The organism is Pseudogemmobacter humi, assembly GCF_900609055.1.
Taxonomy (GTDB): Bacteria; Pseudomonadota; Alphaproteobacteria; order Rhodobacterales; family Rhodobacteraceae; genus Pseudogemmobacter; species Pseudogemmobacter humi.
Genome location: NZ_UXAW01000056.1, coordinates 52,316 through 69,862 on the forward strand (window position 1 = coordinate 52,316; position 17,547 = coordinate 69,862).

16 protein-coding genes are annotated in these 17,547 nt (G+C 70.2%); 3 read left to right on the plus strand and 13 right to left on the minus strand.

What is annotated here, in order from left to right; translation table 11 throughout:
- Positions 1-15 precede the first annotated feature (15 nt).
- Both XINFAN_RS08860 and XINFAN_RS08865 read right to left on the minus strand, forming a co-directional pair.
- Entirely contained in the window at positions 16-750 is a 735-nt protein-coding gene (locus XINFAN_RS08860) for a hypothetical protein (protein ID WP_124086137.1), read from the minus strand.
- A 77-nt stretch (positions 751-827) separates the two neighbouring features.
- Entirely contained in the window at positions 828-1,454 is a 627-nt protein-coding gene (locus XINFAN_RS08865) for a MarR family winged helix-turn-helix transcriptional regulator (protein WP_124086138.1), read from the minus strand.
- 310 nt (positions 1,455-1,764) lie between these two features.
- On the opposite strand from XINFAN_RS08865, the gene XINFAN_RS08870 reads away from it, so the two are divergent.
- Positions 1,765-2,145, plus strand: coding sequence for a putative zinc-binding protein (locus XINFAN_RS08870; protein WP_124086139.1), 381 nt, complete (start codon positions 1,765-1,767; stop codon positions 2,143-2,145).
- A 142-nt stretch (positions 2,146-2,287) separates the two neighbouring features.
- Here the strand turns inward: XINFAN_RS08870 and ertB are convergent, their stop codons facing one another.
- The 9 genes from ertB to XINFAN_RS08915 form a co-directional block, all read right to left on the minus strand.
- On the minus strand, positions 2,288-3,949 hold the full coding sequence (gene ertB, locus XINFAN_RS08875; protein ID WP_124086140.1) for a thiourocanate hydratase: 1,662 nt from the start codon (positions 3,947-3,949) through the stop codon (positions 2,288-2,290).
- On the minus strand, positions 3,942-5,042 hold the full coding sequence (ertC, locus tag XINFAN_RS08880; protein WP_124086141.1) for a thiohydantoin desulfurase: 1,101 nt from the start codon (positions 5,040-5,042) through the stop codon (positions 3,942-3,944). The genes ertB and ertC overlap by 8 nt, the downstream gene beginning before the upstream one ends.
- A 14-nt stretch (positions 5,043-5,056) precedes the next feature.
- On the minus strand, positions 5,057-6,280 hold the full coding sequence (locus XINFAN_RS08885) for a Zn-dependent hydrolase (RefSeq protein ID WP_124086142.1): 1,224 nt from the start codon (positions 6,278-6,280) through the stop codon (positions 5,057-5,059).
- Positions 6,277-7,659 (minus strand): hydantoin-5-propionate amidohydrolase, encoded by a 1,383-nt coding sequence (gene ertD / locus XINFAN_RS08890; protein ID WP_124086143.1) that lies wholly within the window; start codon positions 7,657-7,659, stop codon positions 6,277-6,279. The genes XINFAN_RS08885 and ertD overlap by 4 nt, the downstream gene beginning before the upstream one ends.
- Positions 7,660-7,671: 12 nt before the next feature.
- Positions 7,672-8,415, minus strand: coding sequence for an ABC transporter permease (locus XINFAN_RS08895; protein ID WP_124086144.1), 744 nt, complete (start codon positions 8,413-8,415; stop codon positions 7,672-7,674).
- A complete protein-coding gene (locus XINFAN_RS08900) occupies positions 8,412-9,404 on the minus strand; it encodes an ABC transporter ATP-binding protein (RefSeq protein ID WP_124086145.1) in 993 nt (330 codons plus the stop codon). The genes XINFAN_RS08895 and XINFAN_RS08900 overlap by 4 nt, the downstream gene beginning before the upstream one ends.
- The gene (locus tag XINFAN_RS08905; RefSeq protein ID WP_124086146.1) at positions 9,401-10,594 is read right to left on the minus strand and encodes an ABC transporter permease; all 1,194 of its coding nucleotides are present in this window, start codon (positions 10,592-10,594) and stop codon (positions 9,401-9,403) included. Before XINFAN_RS08905 ends, XINFAN_RS08900 begins: the two co-directional genes overlap by 4 nt.
- A gap of 140 nt (positions 10,595-10,734) precedes the next feature.
- Entirely contained in the window at positions 10,735-11,640 is a 906-nt protein-coding gene (gene osmF, locus XINFAN_RS08910; RefSeq protein WP_124086147.1) for a glycine betaine ABC transporter substrate-binding protein OsmF, read from the minus strand.
- A 39-nt stretch (positions 11,641-11,679) separates the two neighbouring features.
- A complete protein-coding gene (locus tag XINFAN_RS08915; protein ID WP_124086148.1) occupies positions 11,680-13,284 on the minus strand; it encodes an aromatic amino acid lyase in 1,605 nt (534 codons plus the stop codon).
- A gap of 91 nt (positions 13,285-13,375) precedes the next feature.
- On the opposite strand from XINFAN_RS08915, the gene XINFAN_RS08920 reads away from it, so the two are divergent.
- Positions 13,376-14,539: a LysR family transcriptional regulator gene (locus tag XINFAN_RS08920; protein WP_124086149.1), complete on the plus strand. Its 1,164-nt coding sequence runs from the start codon at positions 13,376-13,378 to the stop codon at positions 14,537-14,539.
- A gap of 16 nt (positions 14,540-14,555) precedes the next feature.
- Here XINFAN_RS08920 and XINFAN_RS08925 read toward each other — a convergent pair whose 3' ends face one another.
- The gene (locus XINFAN_RS08925) at positions 14,556-15,338 is read right to left on the minus strand and encodes a beta-keto acid cleavage family enzyme (RefSeq protein WP_124086150.1); all 783 of its coding nucleotides are present in this window, start codon (positions 15,336-15,338) and stop codon (positions 14,556-14,558) included.
- A complete protein-coding gene (locus XINFAN_RS08930) occupies positions 15,335-16,660 on the minus strand; it encodes an aspartate aminotransferase family protein (protein ID WP_124086151.1) in 1,326 nt (441 codons plus the stop codon). Before XINFAN_RS08930 ends, XINFAN_RS08925 begins: the two co-directional genes overlap by 4 nt.
- A 134-nt stretch (positions 16,661-16,794) precedes the next feature.
- On the opposite strand from XINFAN_RS08930, the gene glnH reads away from it, so the two are divergent.
- Positions 16,795-17,532, plus strand: coding sequence for a glutamine ABC transporter substrate-binding protein GlnH (glnH, locus tag XINFAN_RS08935; RefSeq protein WP_124086152.1), 738 nt, complete (start codon positions 16,795-16,797; stop codon positions 17,530-17,532).
- Positions 17,533-17,547 lie beyond the last annotated feature (15 nt).

Genomic DNA, 17,547 nt, shown 5'->3' on the forward strand with positions numbered 1-17,547 from the left:
GCGGCCGCCGGGGGCTCAGTCGATGCGGCCGGGCAGGCTCAGATCGCCCGAGGCCACGTCGAACACATCGCTCACGCACAGAAGCGGCGCGTGGATATTGGCGTCCACCCGCAGGGCCGCGGTCACGCCGTCGAAGCTCGCGCCCGCCACCGCGCCGATATCGGCGAAGGGCACGCGCACGCTGACGGTCTGGCCGGAGAAGACCGGCGACCAGCCGGGGCTGTCGATCAGGATCGGCAGGCCCGGCCAGGTGGCGGGCAGCGGCGGGGTTTCGCCCTCGGGGATGTCGATCACCTTCAGCGCGCCCGGCCCGCAGGCCTCATCCTGCCCCAGCACCACCCAATGGCTGTGCCAGCTGCCGCCATCGTCGCCGGTGTCGTTGCTGCCGTCCTCGTCGAACAGCGGCGTGTCGTCGAAGTCGGGATGGATGGTGACGGCGAAGGCGAGGATCCCCGCGCCCGCGCCGAAGCCCAGGATGGAGGGATCGAGCGAGGTCGGCCAGACATAGGAGAACACCGCCGCGCCCCCGAGCGCGCCGGTCGCCCCGGGAACGGTCGCGCCCGGCGTTCCGGCCACGGCCATGGTGAAGGTGGCGATATTCCCTTCGGTGGTGATCGCGGCCGAGACGATATCGAAATCGGCGATCTCCGCCGTGCCGGGGGCGGTTTCGATCCCATGCGCCTGCGCGGCACCGGCCAGCGCCAGGCTGCCCGCCGCAAGGGCGTGGCGGAAGGTTACGTTCCATGTCATGATGAGGAGGCTTCCTTTCGACAGAGGGGTTGCAAACCGGGCGTCCGGGCCGTGCCAGCGGCTTCCGGGCGCCCCTCTCAGGCCACGGCGGCAAAGCGCGCGAAATGACGGGCGCGTTCCTCCTCCGGGGCTTCCTCGTGATCGGCGCAGGCGAGGCGCAGGGCGCCATCCCCGAAAGCGGCGTCCACGAAGGCGCAGTGATGCGGGCGGGCCGCATCCTCATGGGCATGCGGGCGGAAGTGCCGGCAGGTGAGGCACATCCGCTGCACCGGGATCGCGCCGGCCTCCTGCAAGCCGCGGATCACCAGCGTCAGCCCGCGCAGAAGACCCGCGCGCTCGGAGTCCGCCAGACCGTCCAGCACCGGGGCGATGGCCTCGGGCATTTCCGGCAGCAGCGCGGCGGTTTCGGCGCCGCGCGGCGTCAGGACCACGCGCGCCGCCCTGCGGTCGAGCGGGTCGGGCTGCCGCCCGGCCAGCCCCTTGGCGGCCAGTGTCGAGACCGCATCCGTCAGCGTCGGCGCCGAAACCCCGAGCTGACGCGCCAGATCGCCGCTGCGCATCGGCCCGTCGGCCGCCAGCCGGGACAGGATCTCCGCCTGGGTCGGCGTCAGCCCCTGCGCCCCAGCCGCGCGCCAGCCCGCCGCGCGCCAGTAGAGCGCAAGGCGCGACAGGGCATGGGCGATCTCTTCGGCGGGCGCGGACATGGCGACTCCTTTATCGGGAATTATATTAGGAATCCTAATTAATAACAAGGCGGCGCAACCTGGCAGCCCTGCTGCGGGAACCGGCGCCCGGGTCTGCCGCAGGCGGGGCGGATGCACAGTGTCACAGGGGGGCGGGTCAGCGGCGTCGTCCGGCGAGCCGAAGCCAGGTCTGCAACCGATATCGCGGCGGCCCAGAGAGCGGACAGGACGCCCTCGGACCAGAGCCGCCGCAGCCGCCTGCGACGTCTTGTCTGTCGACATCGGCCCGGCGCTGTGGCGAAAATCCGGCAGCAACTGTCCGGGTTCCGCCATGTCTGCACGCGCGCATCTGCCCCTGGTCTATTCCTGCTCCGGCTGTTCCAGCGCGGCGCAGATGGCGAATTATCTGGCCATCGCCCTCGACCGGCGCGGCCTTGCGGAAATGTCCTGTATCGCGGGTGTCGGCGGCGACGTGCCCAAACTGGTGCGTGTGGCCACATCGGGCCGCCCGATCATCGGCATCGACGGCTGCGCGCTGGCCTGCGTGCGCAACTCGCTCGCCCGCCACGGGGTCGAGCCTACGCAATACCATCTCCTGTCCGATCACGGGGTCAGGAAGCGCTATCGGACCGATTTCGATCAGGATGAGGCCGAACAGGTGCTGAGCACGATGGCAGCCGCCCTCGGACCCGAACCCGCCGAGCAGATGTAGGCCTCTGGCGGGGGTGATCCCCGGGAAATCTGCCCTGCCGCAGGCGCTCTGCTGCGATGGCCGCGGGCCATGTTCACGCCGCCCGCCAAGCCCCCGATCCGCACTCCCCGGCCGCGCCCGAAGGTCGCGGCCGGGAAGCGCGTCAGGCAGTCAGCTTCACATGGCCGATGGCCTTTTGCCGGGCCTCGTCCAAAGCCTCGGGATAGCCCGCATCGGCGTAGCGGATCACCCCGAGCGCGGTGTCGTTGGTGAGCGCGCGGTTCAGGCGGCCGTCGGCGGCCCCGGTTCCGTCGGCGATCACCGTCACCCCGGCCGAGGTCATATAGCCCGCGTAGCCGCCGCCCCCGGAATGCACCGCCACCAGATCGGCGCCCGAGGCGCAGAGCGTCATCGCGTCGATCAGCGGCCAGTCGGCGATGGCATCGGATCCGTCGCGCATTCCCTCGGTCATGATATTGGGATGCGCCATGGCGCCCGCATCCAGATGATCGCGCGAGAAGGCGATCGGCCCGGCCAGTTCCCCCGCCGCCACCATCCGGTTCACCGCGCGGGCAAGCGCGGTGCGCTCGCCGTGGCCGAGCCAGGCGATGCGGGCGGGCAGGCCCTCGAACGGCACATGCGCGCGGGCGAGGCGGATCCAGTTGGTGACGATGGCGTTTTCGGGGAACATCTCCAGCACCAGATCGTCGATCTTCGCGATATCCGACGCCTCGCCCGACAAGGCCATCCAGCGGAACGGGCCGATGGCGCGGCAGAACAGCGGCCGCAGATAGGCTTCGGTGAAGATCGGAATGTCGAAGGCGTTCTCGATGCCGCCCTGTTTCGCCTGGGTGCGGATCAGGTTGCCGTTGTCGAACACCTCGGCGCCCTTCGCCTGGAAATCGAGCATCGCCGCGACATGGCGGGCGATGCTGGCGCGGCCGGCCTCGATCAGCTCTTCTGGGTTCTGCTCGCGCAGCCGCCGCACGCGGGGCAGGTCGTAGCCCGCAGGGACATAGCCCCACACCAGATCATGGGCCGAGGTCTGGTCGGTCACGATATCGGGCACTATCCCGCGCGCGGCGATCTCGGGATAGATCTCGGCGGCATTGCCAATCAGCCCGACCGAGAGCGCGCGGCCCTCAGTGCGCGCCGCGTCGATCAGTGCCAGTGCGGCATCCAGATCCGGGGCGATCTCATCAAGGAAGCCGATCTCCCGGCGCATCCTTGCACGGTCCTCGTCGACATCGACGCAAAGGATCGCCGCCCCCGCCATCCGGCCCGCAAGCGGCTGCGCGCCGCCCATGCCGCCCAGCCCCGCGGTCAGGATGAACCGCCCCGCGAGGCTGCCGCCGAAGCGGCGCGCGGCGATGCGCATGAAGATCTCATAGGTGCCCTGGATCACGCCCTGGCTGCCGATATACTGCCAGGCCCCGGCGGTCAGCCCGCCCCAGCAGATCAGCCCCTTGCGCTCCAGATCGTAGAACACTTCGGCCTTCGCCCATTGGCCGACGATGTTGCAATTCGCCATGATCACCATCGGCGCCCCGGCATGGGTCTTGAGGATCCCCACCGGCTTGCCGGACTGGACGATCAGCGTCTCGTCCTCTTCGATCTCGGTCAGGCTTTTGACGATACCGGCATGGGCGGGCCAGTTGCGCGCGGCCTTGCCGAGCGCGGCATAGACGATCAGCTTTTCCGGCGCCTCGCCGACGGCGAGCACGTTCTCCAGAAGGCGCAACAGCCCCTCGGCCCGCCAGCTTTTCGCGCGCAGCACCGGGCCGCCGGGGATCGGGAAACCGGGGTGACGGGGGTTCTCAGCCATGGGTGGCCTCCAGAGCGTATTTCGCCAGCTCGATCCCCATGGCGCGCTCGCAGGGCGGGTAGACCGCGGGGTCCAGCACGCCCGCGCCAAGCGGGATCACCGATTTCGGCACATGCAGGATGTGGATGCGCATCCCCTCGCGCAGCTGGCCGACCGAGAGCGGCTCGGCGTCCGGGGACAGGGTGGTGATCACATCGGGGAAGCTCGCGATCCGATTGCCGCCCGCATCGTCGATGGCCATATACTCGTTCATCACATGCAGGGTGAGCGCCTTGTCGCCCTGGCCCACGGTGACGGTGCCGATGTCGAAAGCCTCGTTCGTGTAGCGCACGTCCTTTTTCGTGATCACACCCTCGATCAGGATCGCGCCTCTGGTTTGTTCGACGATGGTGTCGATCACCGCCGCCGCGCCTTTGGGTTCCGCCGCGAGGATGGCATGGCCCAGATCCAGCGCCATCGAGATCCCCCCGAGCGCCGCATGGCGCGCGACGTAAGCGGCGCGCAGCGGGTTGCGGGCCGAGGCGATGAAGCCCCCCGACATATCCGACGCCGTGCGCAGGATCGGCGAGACCTTCGCGGTGGCGCCGCGCGTCACCAGTTCGATATAGCGGTTCTGTTCGCGGTTGCCGCCGACGGCGGTCTGGATCATCGGCTCATCGCTTCCCGCCATGCCGATCGAGCCCATGTCGCCGGTCGGATGGGCGCGGATGTCGCCCACGGCGTCCACCACCTTGCATCCCAATATCGAGGCCGGCAGCCAGCCGTTCAGCGTGGAGGATTTGCCGTTCTGCCCGACCATCAGCCCCGCGACCGGGGTGCCGAGCGCCTCGTTCAGAAGCTGCACCGCCTTGATGTAATCCGTGCCGCGCATCTCCCATGGCGTGGTCGAGGCCGGGGCGCCGATGGCGGCGGCGGTGGCCACCCAGTCCTCCTCATCCAGCTCGTCGATGCTGACCAGTTCGGGCTGGCCCGCGCCCACTGCAGCATAGCCGAGTTTCCGGCCGTGATCGGCCCAGCCTCCGCCCCCGGCAGCATAGACCGAGCCGCCCCGGACGGCGGGCTCCACGTCTTTCTCGGTGAGTATCCGGCGCATCTGATTTCCTTTCGTTACGTGCGCGCATCAAAAGCGAGGATGGCCTCGGCCATCACCTCGGCCCCGAGCGCGATGTCGGCGGTCTCTGCCCATTCCTCGGGGCAATGCGAGCGGCCCTCGCGGCAGGGGACAAAAATCATCGCGGCGGGCGCGATGCGGGCGATGAAGGCCGCGTCATGCCCGGCGCCCGAGGCCATCGGCCGCGTCGTGGCGCCGCAGGTATCGGCGGCGGTCTGCAACAGCGCGATCAGCCCGGGGTCCATCGGGGTGGGCATGTTGTCCGACAGCCGGGTGACGGTTGCGCCGATGCCCGGGGGCAAAGCGGCGCAGGCGGCGTCGAGCCAGGTAAGGAACCCCTCCATCTGCGCGCGTTCCACCGCGCGGGCGTCGATCAGCAGCCGCGCGCGCGAGGGGACGACATTGGCGGCGTTCGGCTCGATGGAAAATTCGCCCACCGTGGCGGTGAAATGGCCGGTTCGGCTGCGGGCGGTGGCCTCGGCCTCGATGGCGGTGACCAGCCGCGCCGCCGCGGCGAGGGCATCGGCGCGCGCGCCCATCGGCGCGGTGCCGGCGTGATCGGCGCGGCCGGTCAGCACCACCTCGACCCGGGTGATCCCGGCGATGGCGGTGACAAGGCCCAGATCGGTGCGGCTTTGCTCCAGCACCGGGCCCTGTTCGATGTGGAGTTCAAAAAACGCCCGGATGTCGTCGCGCCGGGCGCTGGCCTCCGGCGCGCCGCCCACGTCGCGCAAAGCCTGCGCGAGGCTGCGGCCCTCGTGTTCCAGCGCCAGCCAGGTTTCGGGCCGCACCCCCGCCATCGCGCGCGAGCCGATGCAGGAGACGCCGAAGACCGAGACCTCTTCCGCGAGGAAATCCGCCACGCAAAGGTCGTGGCGCAGGGTCAGGCCGCGTTCCTCCAGCATCCGCGCGACCTCCAGCGCGATCACCACGCCCGCCACGCCGTCGAACCGCCCGCCGTCGGGCACGGTGTCGGAATGCGAGCCGATCAGGATCGTGCCCACACCCGCGCTCCCCGCCCGGGTGCCGAGCAGATTGCCGCCCGCGTCGGTCGCGACGCTCAGGCCCGCTTCCGCGAAACGGCTGCGCAGCCAGGCGCGGCCCTGATCGAAGCGGGGCGAGAAGGCGCGCCGCGTCCAGGGCCGGTCGGGATCGGTGATCCCGGCCAGCGCCGCCAGATCGGCGGCGATGCGGTCCGCGCTGACGCGAAGGTTCCTCATCCGTGCAACCCCTTGCGCAGACCCAGGGGGCGTTCGGGCCGGACGAAACGCCCGGTGCCCGGCGCCGCGACCTCATGCCCGTCGAACACCGGCTTTCCGCGCAACCACGTGCCCGCCACCGTCCAGGGCAGCTCCATCCCGTCATAGGGCGACCAGCCCGCGACCGAATAGCGGCTGGCCTTCGCGTCGTAGCGCCGCGCCACCGGCTCCAGCACGGTCAGATCGGCGTCGCGGCCCAAAGCGATGCCGCCCTTGGCGTGATCCAGCCGGAAATGCCGCGCCGGGTTTTCCGCCATCAGCCGCGCGGCCCAGGTCAGCGGGATGCCGCGCGCCAGCGCCCCCTTGACGAACAGGGGCACCATCACCTCCAGCCCCGGCACGCCCGAGGCGTTCTTCAGCATGTCGGGGTCGGTCTTGCGGTCCTCGGACCAGCTGACGTGATCGGTCGAGACCATCGAGACATTCCCGGCGGCGACATGGCGCCAGAGCGTCTCGACCTCGGCGCGCGGGCGGATCGGCGGGTTGATCTTCGCCTTGCCTCCCAGGCGGGCCACGTCGTTTTCCTCATCCAGTGTCAGGTAGTGGATGCAGCATTCGATACTGGCATGGTGGCCCTCGTCGCGGTAGCGCCGGGCGATCTCATAGCCGCGTCCCAGCGAGCAATGCACCACATGCGCCGGGCAGCCCGTCGCTGCGCCGGTCTCATAGATCTGCAAAAGCGCGAGGATCTCGGTCATCGGCGGGCGCGAGAGGCCATGCGCGCGCCAGTCGGTGATGCCCGCCGCCTGCACGGCGGCGATGGAGTCGCGCACGAAGGCGTCGTCCTCGTTATGCACCCCGGCGGCGAGGCCGGTTTTGGCGATCTCGGCGAAACATGCCATCAACAGCGCCGGGGGAATGCGCGGGAAGCGTTTCGGATCGGTGCCGAAGGTCGAGAATTTGAACGCCGCGACGCCTGCTTCGGCCTGTTCGGCGATGCGGGCGGGGCCTTCCGTGGGGTCGATGGTGCCGTAAAGCGCCACATCGACCCGCGCCTCTGCCTCCGCCTCGGCGGCCTTCTTCGCCACGGCAGCGGCGGAGCAGACGAGGTTCCCCTCGTCATAGGGCATATCGACGATGGTGGTCACGCCCCCGGCGGCTGCGGCGGCGGTCGAGGCGGCGAACCCCTCGGCGCCCTTTTGCGACAGCGAATGCACCTGGGCATCCACCGCGCCGGGCAGGATCAGCGCCTTGCCCAAAGCGTGACGCTCGCGGGCGGCGGGGGGCGCGCCTTCGCCGATCAGCGCGACGCGGCCGTCACGCACCGCGACGAAGCCGTTCGTCACCTCGCGTTCGCACAGGATCACGCGGCCCGACAGGACCAGATCGAAATCCGACATTCGCCTCTCCGTTCAGTGTTGCGGCGCCAGCCCGATGCGGCGCGCGGCGGCCTTTTCGGCCAGTTGAAAGCCCTCGTAGATCAGGATCGCGATCAGCCCGACGATCAGCCCGCCCTGAACGACGAAGGCGGTGTTCGCCGACAGAAGCCCCGCGATGATCACCTCGCCCAGCGTGCGCGCGGCCACCGTCGAGCCGATGGTCGCGGTGGCGAGCGAGATCACCGTGCTCAGCCGCACCCCCGCAAGGATCACCGGCAGCGCCAGCGGCAGCTCGACTTGCCAGAGCTGCTGGCGCCGGGTCAGCCCCATACCGCGCGCCGCCTCCACCACCGAGGGCGGCAGGGTCGAAAGCGCGGTCAGCGTGTTCTCGAAGATCGGCAGCAGGCCGTAGAGGAACAGCGCCACCAGCGTCGGCCCGGCGCCGAAGCCCATGGCGGGGACCGCCAGCGCCAGCACCGCGACCGGCGGGAAGGTCTGGCCGACCGAGGTGACGGTGCGGGCAAGCGGCAGGAACTCGCGCCCCGCCGGCCGCGTGACCAGCACGCCGAGGCCGACCGCGGTCACGGTCGAGGCGGTGACCGCCAGCGCCACCAGCCAGAGATGCGAAAGCGTGAGGCTGAGAAGCCCGGTCTGGGTGTAGATCGCCGGGGCGTTGTTGCGGGTCAGCGGGCGGAACAGCCCGGCGAAACTCTCCGGCGTGACGAGGAAGGCCACGAGGAAAACCGCCATCGCCAGCACCATCAGCCGGGCGATCATTGCGCGGCCCCCCCGGTCTGCGGGGCTTTGCTCTGCGCGCCTTCCCCGGCGGTGGCCATCGCTTCGGCTCGTGCCCCCTCGGCGCGGGCGCGCAAGGCGGTGAGCGTGACGATGCCGCCGCCCTCGACCGGCAGGCAGTCGCGCCCATGCCAGAGACAGGCGGCGAGCGCGTCGCGCAGGCTGGATTCGGGCGATACCGCCGGGCCGTCGCAGGTGCCGTCCTCGCGGATATCGGCCACCCGGGTCAGCGAGAGCAGGCGGAACGGCCGCTCGCCGGTGCCGATCAGTGCCTGGACGAAATCGGTCGCCGGGCGGGTCAGGATCTCGGCGGGGGGGCCGTATTGCAACAGCCGCCCCTTGTCCATCACCGCGATCCGGTCGCCCAGTGTCACGGCTTCCTCCATGTCATGTGTCACGATGACCAGGGTGGTGCCCAGCCGGCGCTGGATCTCGCGCAGATCTCCCTGGGCGCGGGCCCGGATCACCGGGTCGAGCGCGCCGAAGGGCTCGTCCATCAGCAGCACTTCGGGCCGCGCGGCCAGCGCCCGGGCCACGCCCACCCGCTGCTGCTGGCCGCCCGACAGCTCATGCGGCATCCGGTCGCGAAACTGCGCCGGATCAAGCTGGAACAGATGCAGAAGCTCCTCGACCCGGGCGGCGATCTCGGGCGCGGACCAGCCCAGAAGCCGCGGCACGGTGGCGATGTTCTGCCCGACGGTGCGGTGCGGGAACAGCCCGTGGCCCTGGATCGCATAGCCGATCCGGCGGCGCAGAAGATGCGGCGCGATGGTGGCGGCATCGGTCTCGCCGATCCAGATCCGGCCCGAGGTCGGCTCGACCAGTCGGTTGATCATCCGCAGAAGCGTGGTCTTGCCGGACCCCGAAGTGCCGACCAGCGCGGCGATCTGGCCAGCCCCGACCGTCAGGCTCACGTCATTCACCACGGGGGTGCGGTCGTAGATCCTGGTCAGGTTCTCGATACGGATCATGGCGCGCTCCTGCCCCGGCGGCTGAGCGCCTCGACCGAAAGGTCGAGCGCGATCCCCGCGATCAGGGCCAGAAAGATGGTGGGCAGGGCGCCCAGGAGGATCAGGTCCATCGCCGTCTGGTTCAGGCCCTGAAAGACGAATGTGCCGAAGCCGCCGCCGCCGATCAGCCCGGCGATCACGGCAAGGCCGATGTTCTGCACCAGAACGATGCGCACCGCGGCCAGCACCACCGGCAAGGCCAGCGGCAGTTGCACCCGGGCCAGCACCTGGCCGCGCGTCATGCCAAGGCCGAAGGCCGCGTCGCGCACCTCGGGGGCGACCGAGGTCAGGCCGACCAGCGTGTTCGAGACCACCGGCAGCAGCGAGTAGAAGAACAGGGCCATCAGCGCCGGGAAGATGCCGATCCCCGCGACGCCCAGTTGCGCGGCGCCGGGGATGTTCGCGGCGACCCAGCCGAACAGCGGGATCATGATCCCGAACAGCGCCAGCGAGGGGATGGTCTGCAACAGGTTCAGCACCGACAGCACCGCGCGGCGCAAGGCGGGCACCTGGAAGGCGAGGATGCCCAAAGGCAGCCCCACCACCAGCGCCATGCCGAGCGAGCCGAAGGCCAGCAACAGATGCTGACGCAGGCTGCGCCCGAACAGATCGGCCCGCGCGGCATATTCCACCATGACCGAGGTCTGATCGAGCAGCCCCGAGCCGAGCGCGAGCCCGACCAGCAGGATGCCGCCCGCCAGCACCGCCCAGCGGGTCTTCAGCCCCGGGCGCATCCGCGCCAGCGCATCCGCCGCCATCAGCGCGAAGGCAAGGAACAGCAGCCAGAACCCCGCGGCAGGCGCCACCCGCGCCATCCGGTTCCCTTCGGGCATCAGCCCCTTCGCGGCAAGACCCAGCGAGGCCAGGGTGATGACCAGCCCCGCCACCGCCAGCGCCAGCCTGAGACCATGCGAAAGCCGCTGCGGCAGCGCAGCGAAGAGCGCGCAAGCGATGAGCGCCGCCGCGAGCCAGCCGAAGGGCAGCGCCCCGGGCAGCCAGAGCGCATCCCCCAGGACGATGCGGTTCGGCTTGAACTGCACCAGCGGCAAGGCCAGCCCCGCGGCGCCGAGAGCCGCGAACAGAAGCCCGGTCCGGCTGAGCGCGAAACGCCCGGCCGTGCCTCCGGTGGCAGAGATCTGGAGATCGGTCATGCGGCCTTCCGGTTAGGGGATGAGCCTCGGGACGGGACCGTGACGGTCCGGTGAAACTGGCGGCGCGAGGCGGGCGAAAGGGGCAGGGCAGCCCGCAGCGGCGGACGAGGGAAGGCGGAAGACCCGCCTTCCCGCCGGGCTCAGTTCAGAAAGCCCTGGCCGGTCAGCCAGTCGCGCGCCACGGCATCGGCCGGCTCGCCGCCGACCTGGATGCGGCCGTTCAGCTCTTGCAGCGTGACCAGATCGAGCGAGGCGAAGATCGGCGCCAGCACTTCGGCGATCTGCGGATTGGCCTCCAGCACCGCCTGGCGGATGATCGGCGCGGGCTGATAGACCGGCTGCACCGATTTGTCGTCCTCCAGCACCACCAGCCCGACCGAGGAAATCGCCCCGTCGGTGCCGTAGACCATGGCCGCGTTCACCCCCGAGGTCTGCTGCGCTGCCGCCGCGATGGTCGCCGCGGTGTCGCCGCCCGAAAGCTGAACAAGCTGATCGGGGGTCAGGGTGAAGCCATAGGTCTCCTGAAACGCGGGCAGCGCCGCCGGGGCGGTGACGAATTCGGTCGAGGCCGCCAGTTTCACATTGCCGCCCCCGGCGACCCAGGCCCCGAATTCCGTCAGGGTTTTCAGGTTGTTGGGCTCGGCCACATCGCCGCGCAGCGCAATCGCCCAGGTGTTGTTCGCGGGCGCCGCGGGCAGCCAGACGATCTTGTTCGCCGCCAGATCCAGCTCGGCCGCGCGGGCATAGCCTGCCGCCGCGTCCTTCCAGATCTCGCTGTCGGCCTCGTTGAAGAAGAAGGCGGCGTTGCCGGTATACTCCGGGTAGATGTCGATCTGCCCGGCGATGATCGCATCGCGCAGGATGGGCGTGCCGCCCAGTTGCAGCTTGTTCTCGACCTCGATCCCCGCGTTTTCCAGCGCCAGATAGATGACGTTGCCAAGCAGCCCGCCTTCGGTGTCGATCTTCGACGAGACGACGACCGGATCGGCGAAGGCGGTGGCGGCGGCAGCGGCGAAGGCCACTGAGAGGGTAAGGGTTCTGATCATCGGGTTCCTCCTGTCGGGGATGTTGCTACGGCTTTGTTTTTATTGGACGGGGTCAGGGCTGGCGATAGTGTTCCCGGCCCGTGCGGGGAAAGATCCTTCTCTTTGCGGCGGGTCGGACGGCAGGGCCATTTCCTCGTCGAGGGGCAGGAAGGGCGCGGCGGCGAAAAGCTGCCCGCGCGCCGCGCAGAGATCGGCGCGCAGGGCGCTCAGCGGCGCCGAGACCGGCCGGTCTTCGGTGAAAGGCGCGAAATGGCGCCGGACGATTGCGGTTTGCAGCGCCGCGATCCGCCCCGGCGCCAGGCCGCGCTGGTCCAGCGCCTGAACCGCCAGCAGTGCCTCGATGGCGAGCAGCCATTCCAGCGCCAGGGCCTGCTGGTCCAGCCGCTCGGCGGCGAGCGGGATCAGCAGCGCCTCGTCCTCCAGCCCCGCCGCCAGCGGCAGGTTCAGCGGCGCTGCCGGCTGCGCGGCCAAAGTGATGCGCACCGATTGTTCCTGCGCCAGCTTCATCAGCGGCCCGTAGCCGGTGCCGATGATGCCCGGCGGCACCAGGTTCACCGCCAGCCCCGGCAACTGCCCGCCGGTCAGCATCAGGCAGCGGTTGAGCACATTGCGCGCCAGTTGCGCCATCGCCAGTTGCAGCGTCGCGAGCCGCAGCGACAGATCGGAGAGCAGGCTCGCGCCCGAGGCCACCACCCGCCCGTCGAGGATCACCGGATTGTCGTCCACCTGGGCGGAGTGGAGCTGCACCGAGCGCGCGGCCTCCACCGCCGCGCCCAGCGAAGCGGCGAAGATCTGCACCAGAAACCGGCCCGAAAGCGCGTCATGCACGCTGTCGCGCCGCGGCCAGGCGGTGCCTTCGGTGGCCGCCAGCAGCCAGTCCGCCAGCGCCGCCTCGCCCGGGATCAGGCTTTGGCGCGCCGCCTGCCAGACCGCGCGGTCAAGGCCCCAGGCCGCGGCCGTGGTGAGCGATTGCGCCATCGCCTGGCGCATCGCATCCGCTGCGCGGATCACCGCCGCCGCGGTGCGCGCGAGGCCGAAGGCGTTCACCGCCACCGCCGCCAGCCCCTCGCGCGGCTGCATCGCATAAGGCGCCAGCCCCGCCCGGGCCAGAGCTTCGGCGGCAGGCATCGTCTCGCCCTTCAGGACCGCCATACCATGGCCCGCCATCACCGCCGCGACCTCGCCCATCTGCCCCAGATCGCCGCAGCCGACCGAGCCGCGCGCGTGCAGTACCGGCAGCAGGTCGTGGTTCAGCATCTGCGCCAGAAACGCCGAGAAGCCGGGCGTGACGCCGACCCGCCCGCCCGCCACCGTGTTCAGCCGCAGCGCGAGCACCAGCCGCGAAAGGCCCGGAGGCATTTCTTCGCCCACCGCCACCTGATGCGCCAGCGCCAGCCCGGCGTTGAAATCGCGAAGCGCCTCGCCGTGGTGCTCGGTCCGTTTCATCGCGCCGACGCCGGTGGTGGTGCCGTAGATCGGCTGACCCCCGGCCAGCGCGCGTTCCAGCGCCGCGCGGCCCGCGGCGATCCGCTGCCCCGCCGCCTCGGGCAGGCTTGCCGCGACCGGCCCGGCCAGCACCGCCCTGAGCGCCGCCATGTCGAGCGGCGCACCCGTAAGGGGAAGGGGATGACGGGGCTCGTGCATCGGGATTCTCGCTTGTGCCTGCGATCATGCTAGCGGAACAATCCCCGCCGGGGCATATGCCTTTTTACGGACTCCGGGATGCAGGAAATCAATGCGCAGTTCCACGCTCATTCTGGCCGGTCTGGTCCTGCGCCATGGCGGCATCCGCGCCGCCGCCCGGCTGACAGGCCAGCCGGTGTCCAGCGCCAGCACCGCGGTGGCCCGGCTGGAGGCGGCGCTGGATCTCGTGCTGCTGCGCCGCACCGACGACGGGCTGGCGCTGACGCTGGAGGGGCGCCGCTGCGGCCCGGCCATCGGGCGGATCGCCGGGTTGTTGCAGGAGATGCACCGCTGCCCGGCGGACAGGGTGCCCGGCACCTCGGTCGGGATCGAGGCGCTGCTGCGGCTGGCGGCGGCGCTGCGCATCGGCTCGGTCCGCCGCGCGGCGCTGCATCTCGGCCTCGGCCAGCCGCAGCTGACCCGCCAGATCACGCAGATCGAGCGCAGCCTCGGGTTCAGCGTCGCCCGGCGCGGCGCGGCGGGGCTGGAGCCGACCGATGAGGGGCGCGCCCTGCTGGCGCTGATCACCCGGCTGGAGGAGGAATGGCACGGCCTGACCGCCAGCGCAAAGCCGGTCCGGGCCATCCCCTCGCGCCCGTTCAGCCTTGGCTCGGTGATTCCGGCCACGCCCGACGGCGCGTTGTCGCGCATGCTGGCCGGGCTGAGCGCCGGGCTGCATACGCGCCACGGGCTGCGGTTCTCGCTGGTCTCGACGCTGGCCGAGGATCTGCTTCTGGGCCTCGACAGCGGGCGGTTCGACTGCGTGTTCCTCGATGCCCGGCTGCGCGAGCGGTCCTACAACCAGGCCGAGGTGATGCGCGGCCCGGTGGCCCTGTTCGGCACCGGGCTGAGCGAAACCGCCGCGACGCCCCAGGGGCTGCGCGCGGCGCTTGGCCGCCATCCGCTGGTCATGCAGTCGCGCCGCAGCGGGCTCAGGCAGCGGGCCGAGGCCTGGTTCGTCCGCAGCGTGGGGCGCGACTGGCGCGAGATCGCCACGCTGATCGAGATCGATTCGCTGCCGATCATCGTCGCCATGGTGCAGGAGCGCGGCTTTCTGAGCGTGCTGCCGGCGCATGTGATGAGCCGCAGCCCCGGCCTGCCGTATCTGCCGCTGCCCGCCGGGCACGACCAGCGCATGCTGCTGACCTGGAAGCGCGGCGCGCGCAGCGAGAAGATCGCCGGTCTGTTGCTGGACGAGCTGGGCATCCCCCGCTGAACGGGGGGGCGGAGGGTCAGCCCGGGGCGCTCTCTGCCGCAGGGATGGCGGCGGCGAGTTCGCGCACACGGTCCGCATTCGAGGCGGCGCGGCTGCCGTCGCGGTTCATCAGGTTGTTCTCGAAACCGATCCGCGCCTTGCCGCCCTGCGCGACCGCCGCCAGCAGGCAGTCGGTTTCGGCCGGGCCGAAGGCGCAGACCGCCCAGTCGGCCGTCAGCCCCGCGGCGCGCTGGCGCGCGAGCGGCGCGTCGAGATCCGCGGGCTGCGAGACCTGGCCCGCGCTGTAGCGGCCCAGAACATGCAGCAGTTGCAGCCCTCCGGCGGGGATCGCGCCTTCGCCGATCAGCCGCGCCAGCAGGTCCACCTCCTCGGCGTCGTAGAGGATATGCTGCACCCCGATGCCCGCCTCATGGCAGTCATGGAAGAAGCGGCGGGTGACGGCTTCGTCGGGTTCCGCCGTGATCTCGCGCAGGGCGACAGAGACCGAGGCGGGCCGCAGCCGCGCCACCAGCGCGCGTTGCTCGGCCGGGCTGTAGCGGCCCACGGCCTCGGTGGTGATCTGCACCGCCATGCCGGGCACCGCGCGGGCCAGTTCCGCCAGCAACTCGGCATAGAGCCCGGCATCCAGCACATGCGCGCCCGCGGCGTCGCGGACATGGGCGTGGATGCCGCCCGCGCCGGCGGCAAAGCACTCGGCGGCGCAGGCCACGATCTCGGGGATCGTCACCGGCAGGGCAGGGTGGTCGGCCTTGCCGCGCCGCGCGCCGTTGGGGGCGACCATGATCAAGGGCAGGCTCATGCCAGCGCGCCCCGGATCGCGCCCGAGAGCTTGCCGACCAGCTCACCGATCTGGGCGTCTTCGATGATGAAGGGCGGGGCGAGCAGGATGTGATCGCCGCGCTGGCCGTCGATGGTGCCGCCCATCGGGTAGCAGATCAGACCGGCCTCGAAGGCCAGCGCCTTGACCTTCGCATGCAGCTTGCGGGCCGGATCGAAGGGGGCTTTCGTCGCGCGGTCCCCGACCAGTTCCACGCCGCGAAAGAGGCCCCGGCCGCGGATGTCGCCGACATGCGGGTGCTGGCCCAGTTCCGCGCGCAAGGCGGCGTCCAGCTTCGCGCCCTGCTCGCGCACCCGCGCCAGAAGGCCCTGGTTCAGGATGCGCTCCAGCACCGCATTCGCCGCCGCCGCCGCCATCGGATGGCCCATATAGGTGTGGCCGTGCTGGAAAAATCCCGAGCCCGCCGCGATGGCATCGTAGATCCGCCCCGAGGTCAGGAGCGCCCCGATCGGCTGGTATCCGGCGCCGAGGCCCTTGGCGATGGTGATCATATCGGGCGCGATGCCATCCTCTTCGCAGGCGAAGAGATAGCCGGTGCGCCCCATGCCGCACATCACCTCATCAAGGATCAAAAGCACGCCGTGGCGGTCGCAGATCTCGCGGATGCGCTTCAGATAGCCCGGCACCGCGGGCACCGCGCCCGAGGTCGCGCCCACCACCGGCTCGGCGATGAAGGCCATCACCGTCTCGGGGCCGAGGCGTTGGATTTCCGCCTCAAGCTCGTCGGCGGCGCGCAGGCCGTAAGCCTCGGGCGTCTCGCCGTCCCGGCGGTCGCGGTATTCGTAGCAGGGCGCGATATGCGAGGTCTCGACCAGCAGGGGCGCGAATTGCGCGCGGCGCCATTCGTTGCCGCCCGCCGCCAGCGCCCCGAGCGTGTTGCCGTGATAGCTCTGGCGGCGCGCGATGACGCGGTGGCGCTGCGGCTGGCCGGTCTCCATGAAATACTGCCGCGCGAGCTTGATCGACGCCTCGACCGCTTCCGAGCCGCCCGAGACGAGGTAAACCCGGTCGATCCCCGCGGGCGCATGGGCCACGAGCGTATCGGCCAGGGCCTCGGCCGGTTCCGAAGTGAAGAACCCGGTATGGGCGAAGGCGAGCGAATCGAGCTGCCCGTGCAGCGCGGCGCGCACCGCGGCATCGGAATGGCCCAGACAGGAGACCGCCGCCCCGCCCGAGCCGTCGAGATAGCGTTTGCCGCCCGAATCGATGATGTAACAGCCGTCTCCGCGCACCGCCACCGGCAGCGCGCCTTTGGTCGAACGTCCGAAAATATGGCCGGGCATGGCGTCTTCGATCCTTTTCTGGGGCCGGATGTGCGCAAATTTAATTGCACTATAATTTCAATCGTGCAAACTATTTTGCATCAAGGGTGCCGACAGCGACAGACAGGCGCCGCAACACAGGGAGTAGACCGACCATGAAAAGACTTCTCACCCTCGCCACCGCGGCGACCCTCGCGCTTGGGATCGGCGCGGCGCAGGCCGACGATCTGGTGGTCGCGACCGACACCGCCTTCGTGCCGTTCGAGTTCAAGGAAGGCGACAAATACGTCGGCTTCGACATCGACCTGTGGGACGCCATCGCCCAGGAGATCGGCGTGACCTATGAACTGCGGCCGATGGATTTCGCGGGCATCATCCCGGCGCTGCAAACCGGGCAGGTCGATGTGGCGCTGGCCGGGATCACCATCAAGCCCGAGCGCCAGGAAGTGATCGACTTCTCGGACGGCTATTATGACAGCGGCCTCTTGCTGATGGTTCCCACCGACAGCGAGATCACCGGCTACGGCGATCTGGCGGGCAAGACGCTTTCGGTGAAGACCGGCACCTCCTCGTCGGATTACGCGGAAGAGAACTTCAAGGACACCACGCTGCGCAAGTTCCCCAATATCGACAACGCCTATCTGGAACTGCGCACCGGCGGCGTGGATGCCGCGATGCACGACACGCCCAATGTGCTTTACTACATCGCCACCGCCGGAGACGGCGCGGTCAAGGCCGTGGGCGAGCAGATGATGGCGCATGAATACGGCATCGCCTTCCCGAAGGGCAGCGAACTGACCCCGCGCGTCAACGAGGCGCTGGCGAAGCTGAAGGCCGACGGCCGCTACGACGCGATCTATGAGAAGTGGTTCGGCGTCAAACCCGGCAACTGATCCGATCCCCCGGCG

What these genes read in the sequence shown, in the direction of transcription:
- XINFAN_RS08900 (WP_124086145.1), bottom strand. Translation starts at nt 9,404, where the DNA reads ATGATCCGTATCGAGAACCTGACCAGGATCTACGACCGCACCCCCGTG.
- XINFAN_RS08870 (WP_124086139.1), top strand. Translation starts at nt 1,765, where the DNA reads ATGTCTGCACGCGCGCATCTGCCCCTGGTCTATTCCTGCTCCGGCTGT.
- XINFAN_RS08885 (WP_124086142.1), bottom strand. Translation starts at nt 6,280, where the DNA reads ATGAGGAACCTTCGCGTCAGCGCGGACCGCATCGCCGCCGATCTGGCG.
- ertD (WP_124086143.1), bottom strand. Translation starts at nt 7,659, where the DNA reads ATGTCGGATTTCGATCTGGTCCTGTCGGGCCGCGTGATCCTGTGCGAA.
- XINFAN_RS08905 (WP_124086146.1), bottom strand. Translation starts at nt 10,594, where the DNA reads ATGACCGATCTCCAGATCTCTGCCACCGGAGGCACGGCCGGGCGTTTC.
- ertC (WP_124086141.1), bottom strand. Translation starts at nt 5,042, where the DNA reads ATGCGCCGGATACTCACCGAGAAAGACGTGGAGCCCGCCGTCCGGGGC.
- XINFAN_RS08865 (WP_124086138.1), bottom strand. Translation starts at nt 1,454, where the DNA reads ATGTCCGCGCCCGCCGAAGAGATCGCCCATGCCCTGTCGCGCCTTGCG.
- XINFAN_RS08915 (WP_124086148.1), bottom strand. Translation starts at nt 13,284, where the DNA reads ATGCACGAGCCCCGTCATCCCCTTCCCCTTACGGGTGCGCCGCTCGAC.
- glnH (WP_124086152.1), top strand. Translation starts at nt 16,795, where the DNA reads ATGAAAAGACTTCTCACCCTCGCCACCGCGGCGACCCTCGCGCTTGGG.
- XINFAN_RS08925 (WP_124086150.1), bottom strand. Translation starts at nt 15,338, where the DNA reads ATGAGCCTGCCCTTGATCATGGTCGCCCCCAACGGCGCGCGGCGCGGC.
- ertB (WP_124086140.1), bottom strand. Translation starts at nt 3,949, where the DNA reads ATGGCTGAGAACCCCCGTCACCCCGGTTTCCCGATCCCCGGCGGCCCG.
- XINFAN_RS08895 (WP_124086144.1), bottom strand. Translation starts at nt 8,415, where the DNA reads ATGATCGCCCGGCTGATGGTGCTGGCGATGGCGGTTTTCCTCGTGGCC.
- XINFAN_RS08860 (WP_124086137.1), bottom strand. Translation starts at nt 750, where the DNA reads ATGACATGGAACGTAACCTTCCGCCACGCCCTTGCGGCGGGCAGCCTG.
- XINFAN_RS08920 (WP_124086149.1), top strand. Translation starts at nt 13,376, where the DNA reads ATGCGCAGTTCCACGCTCATTCTGGCCGGTCTGGTCCTGCGCCATGGC.
- XINFAN_RS08930 (WP_124086151.1), bottom strand. Translation starts at nt 16,660, where the DNA reads ATGCCCGGCCATATTTTCGGACGTTCGACCAAAGGCGCGCTGCCGGTG.
- osmF (WP_124086147.1), bottom strand. Translation starts at nt 11,640, where the DNA reads ATGATCAGAACCCTTACCCTCTCAGTGGCCTTCGCCGCTGCCGCCGCC.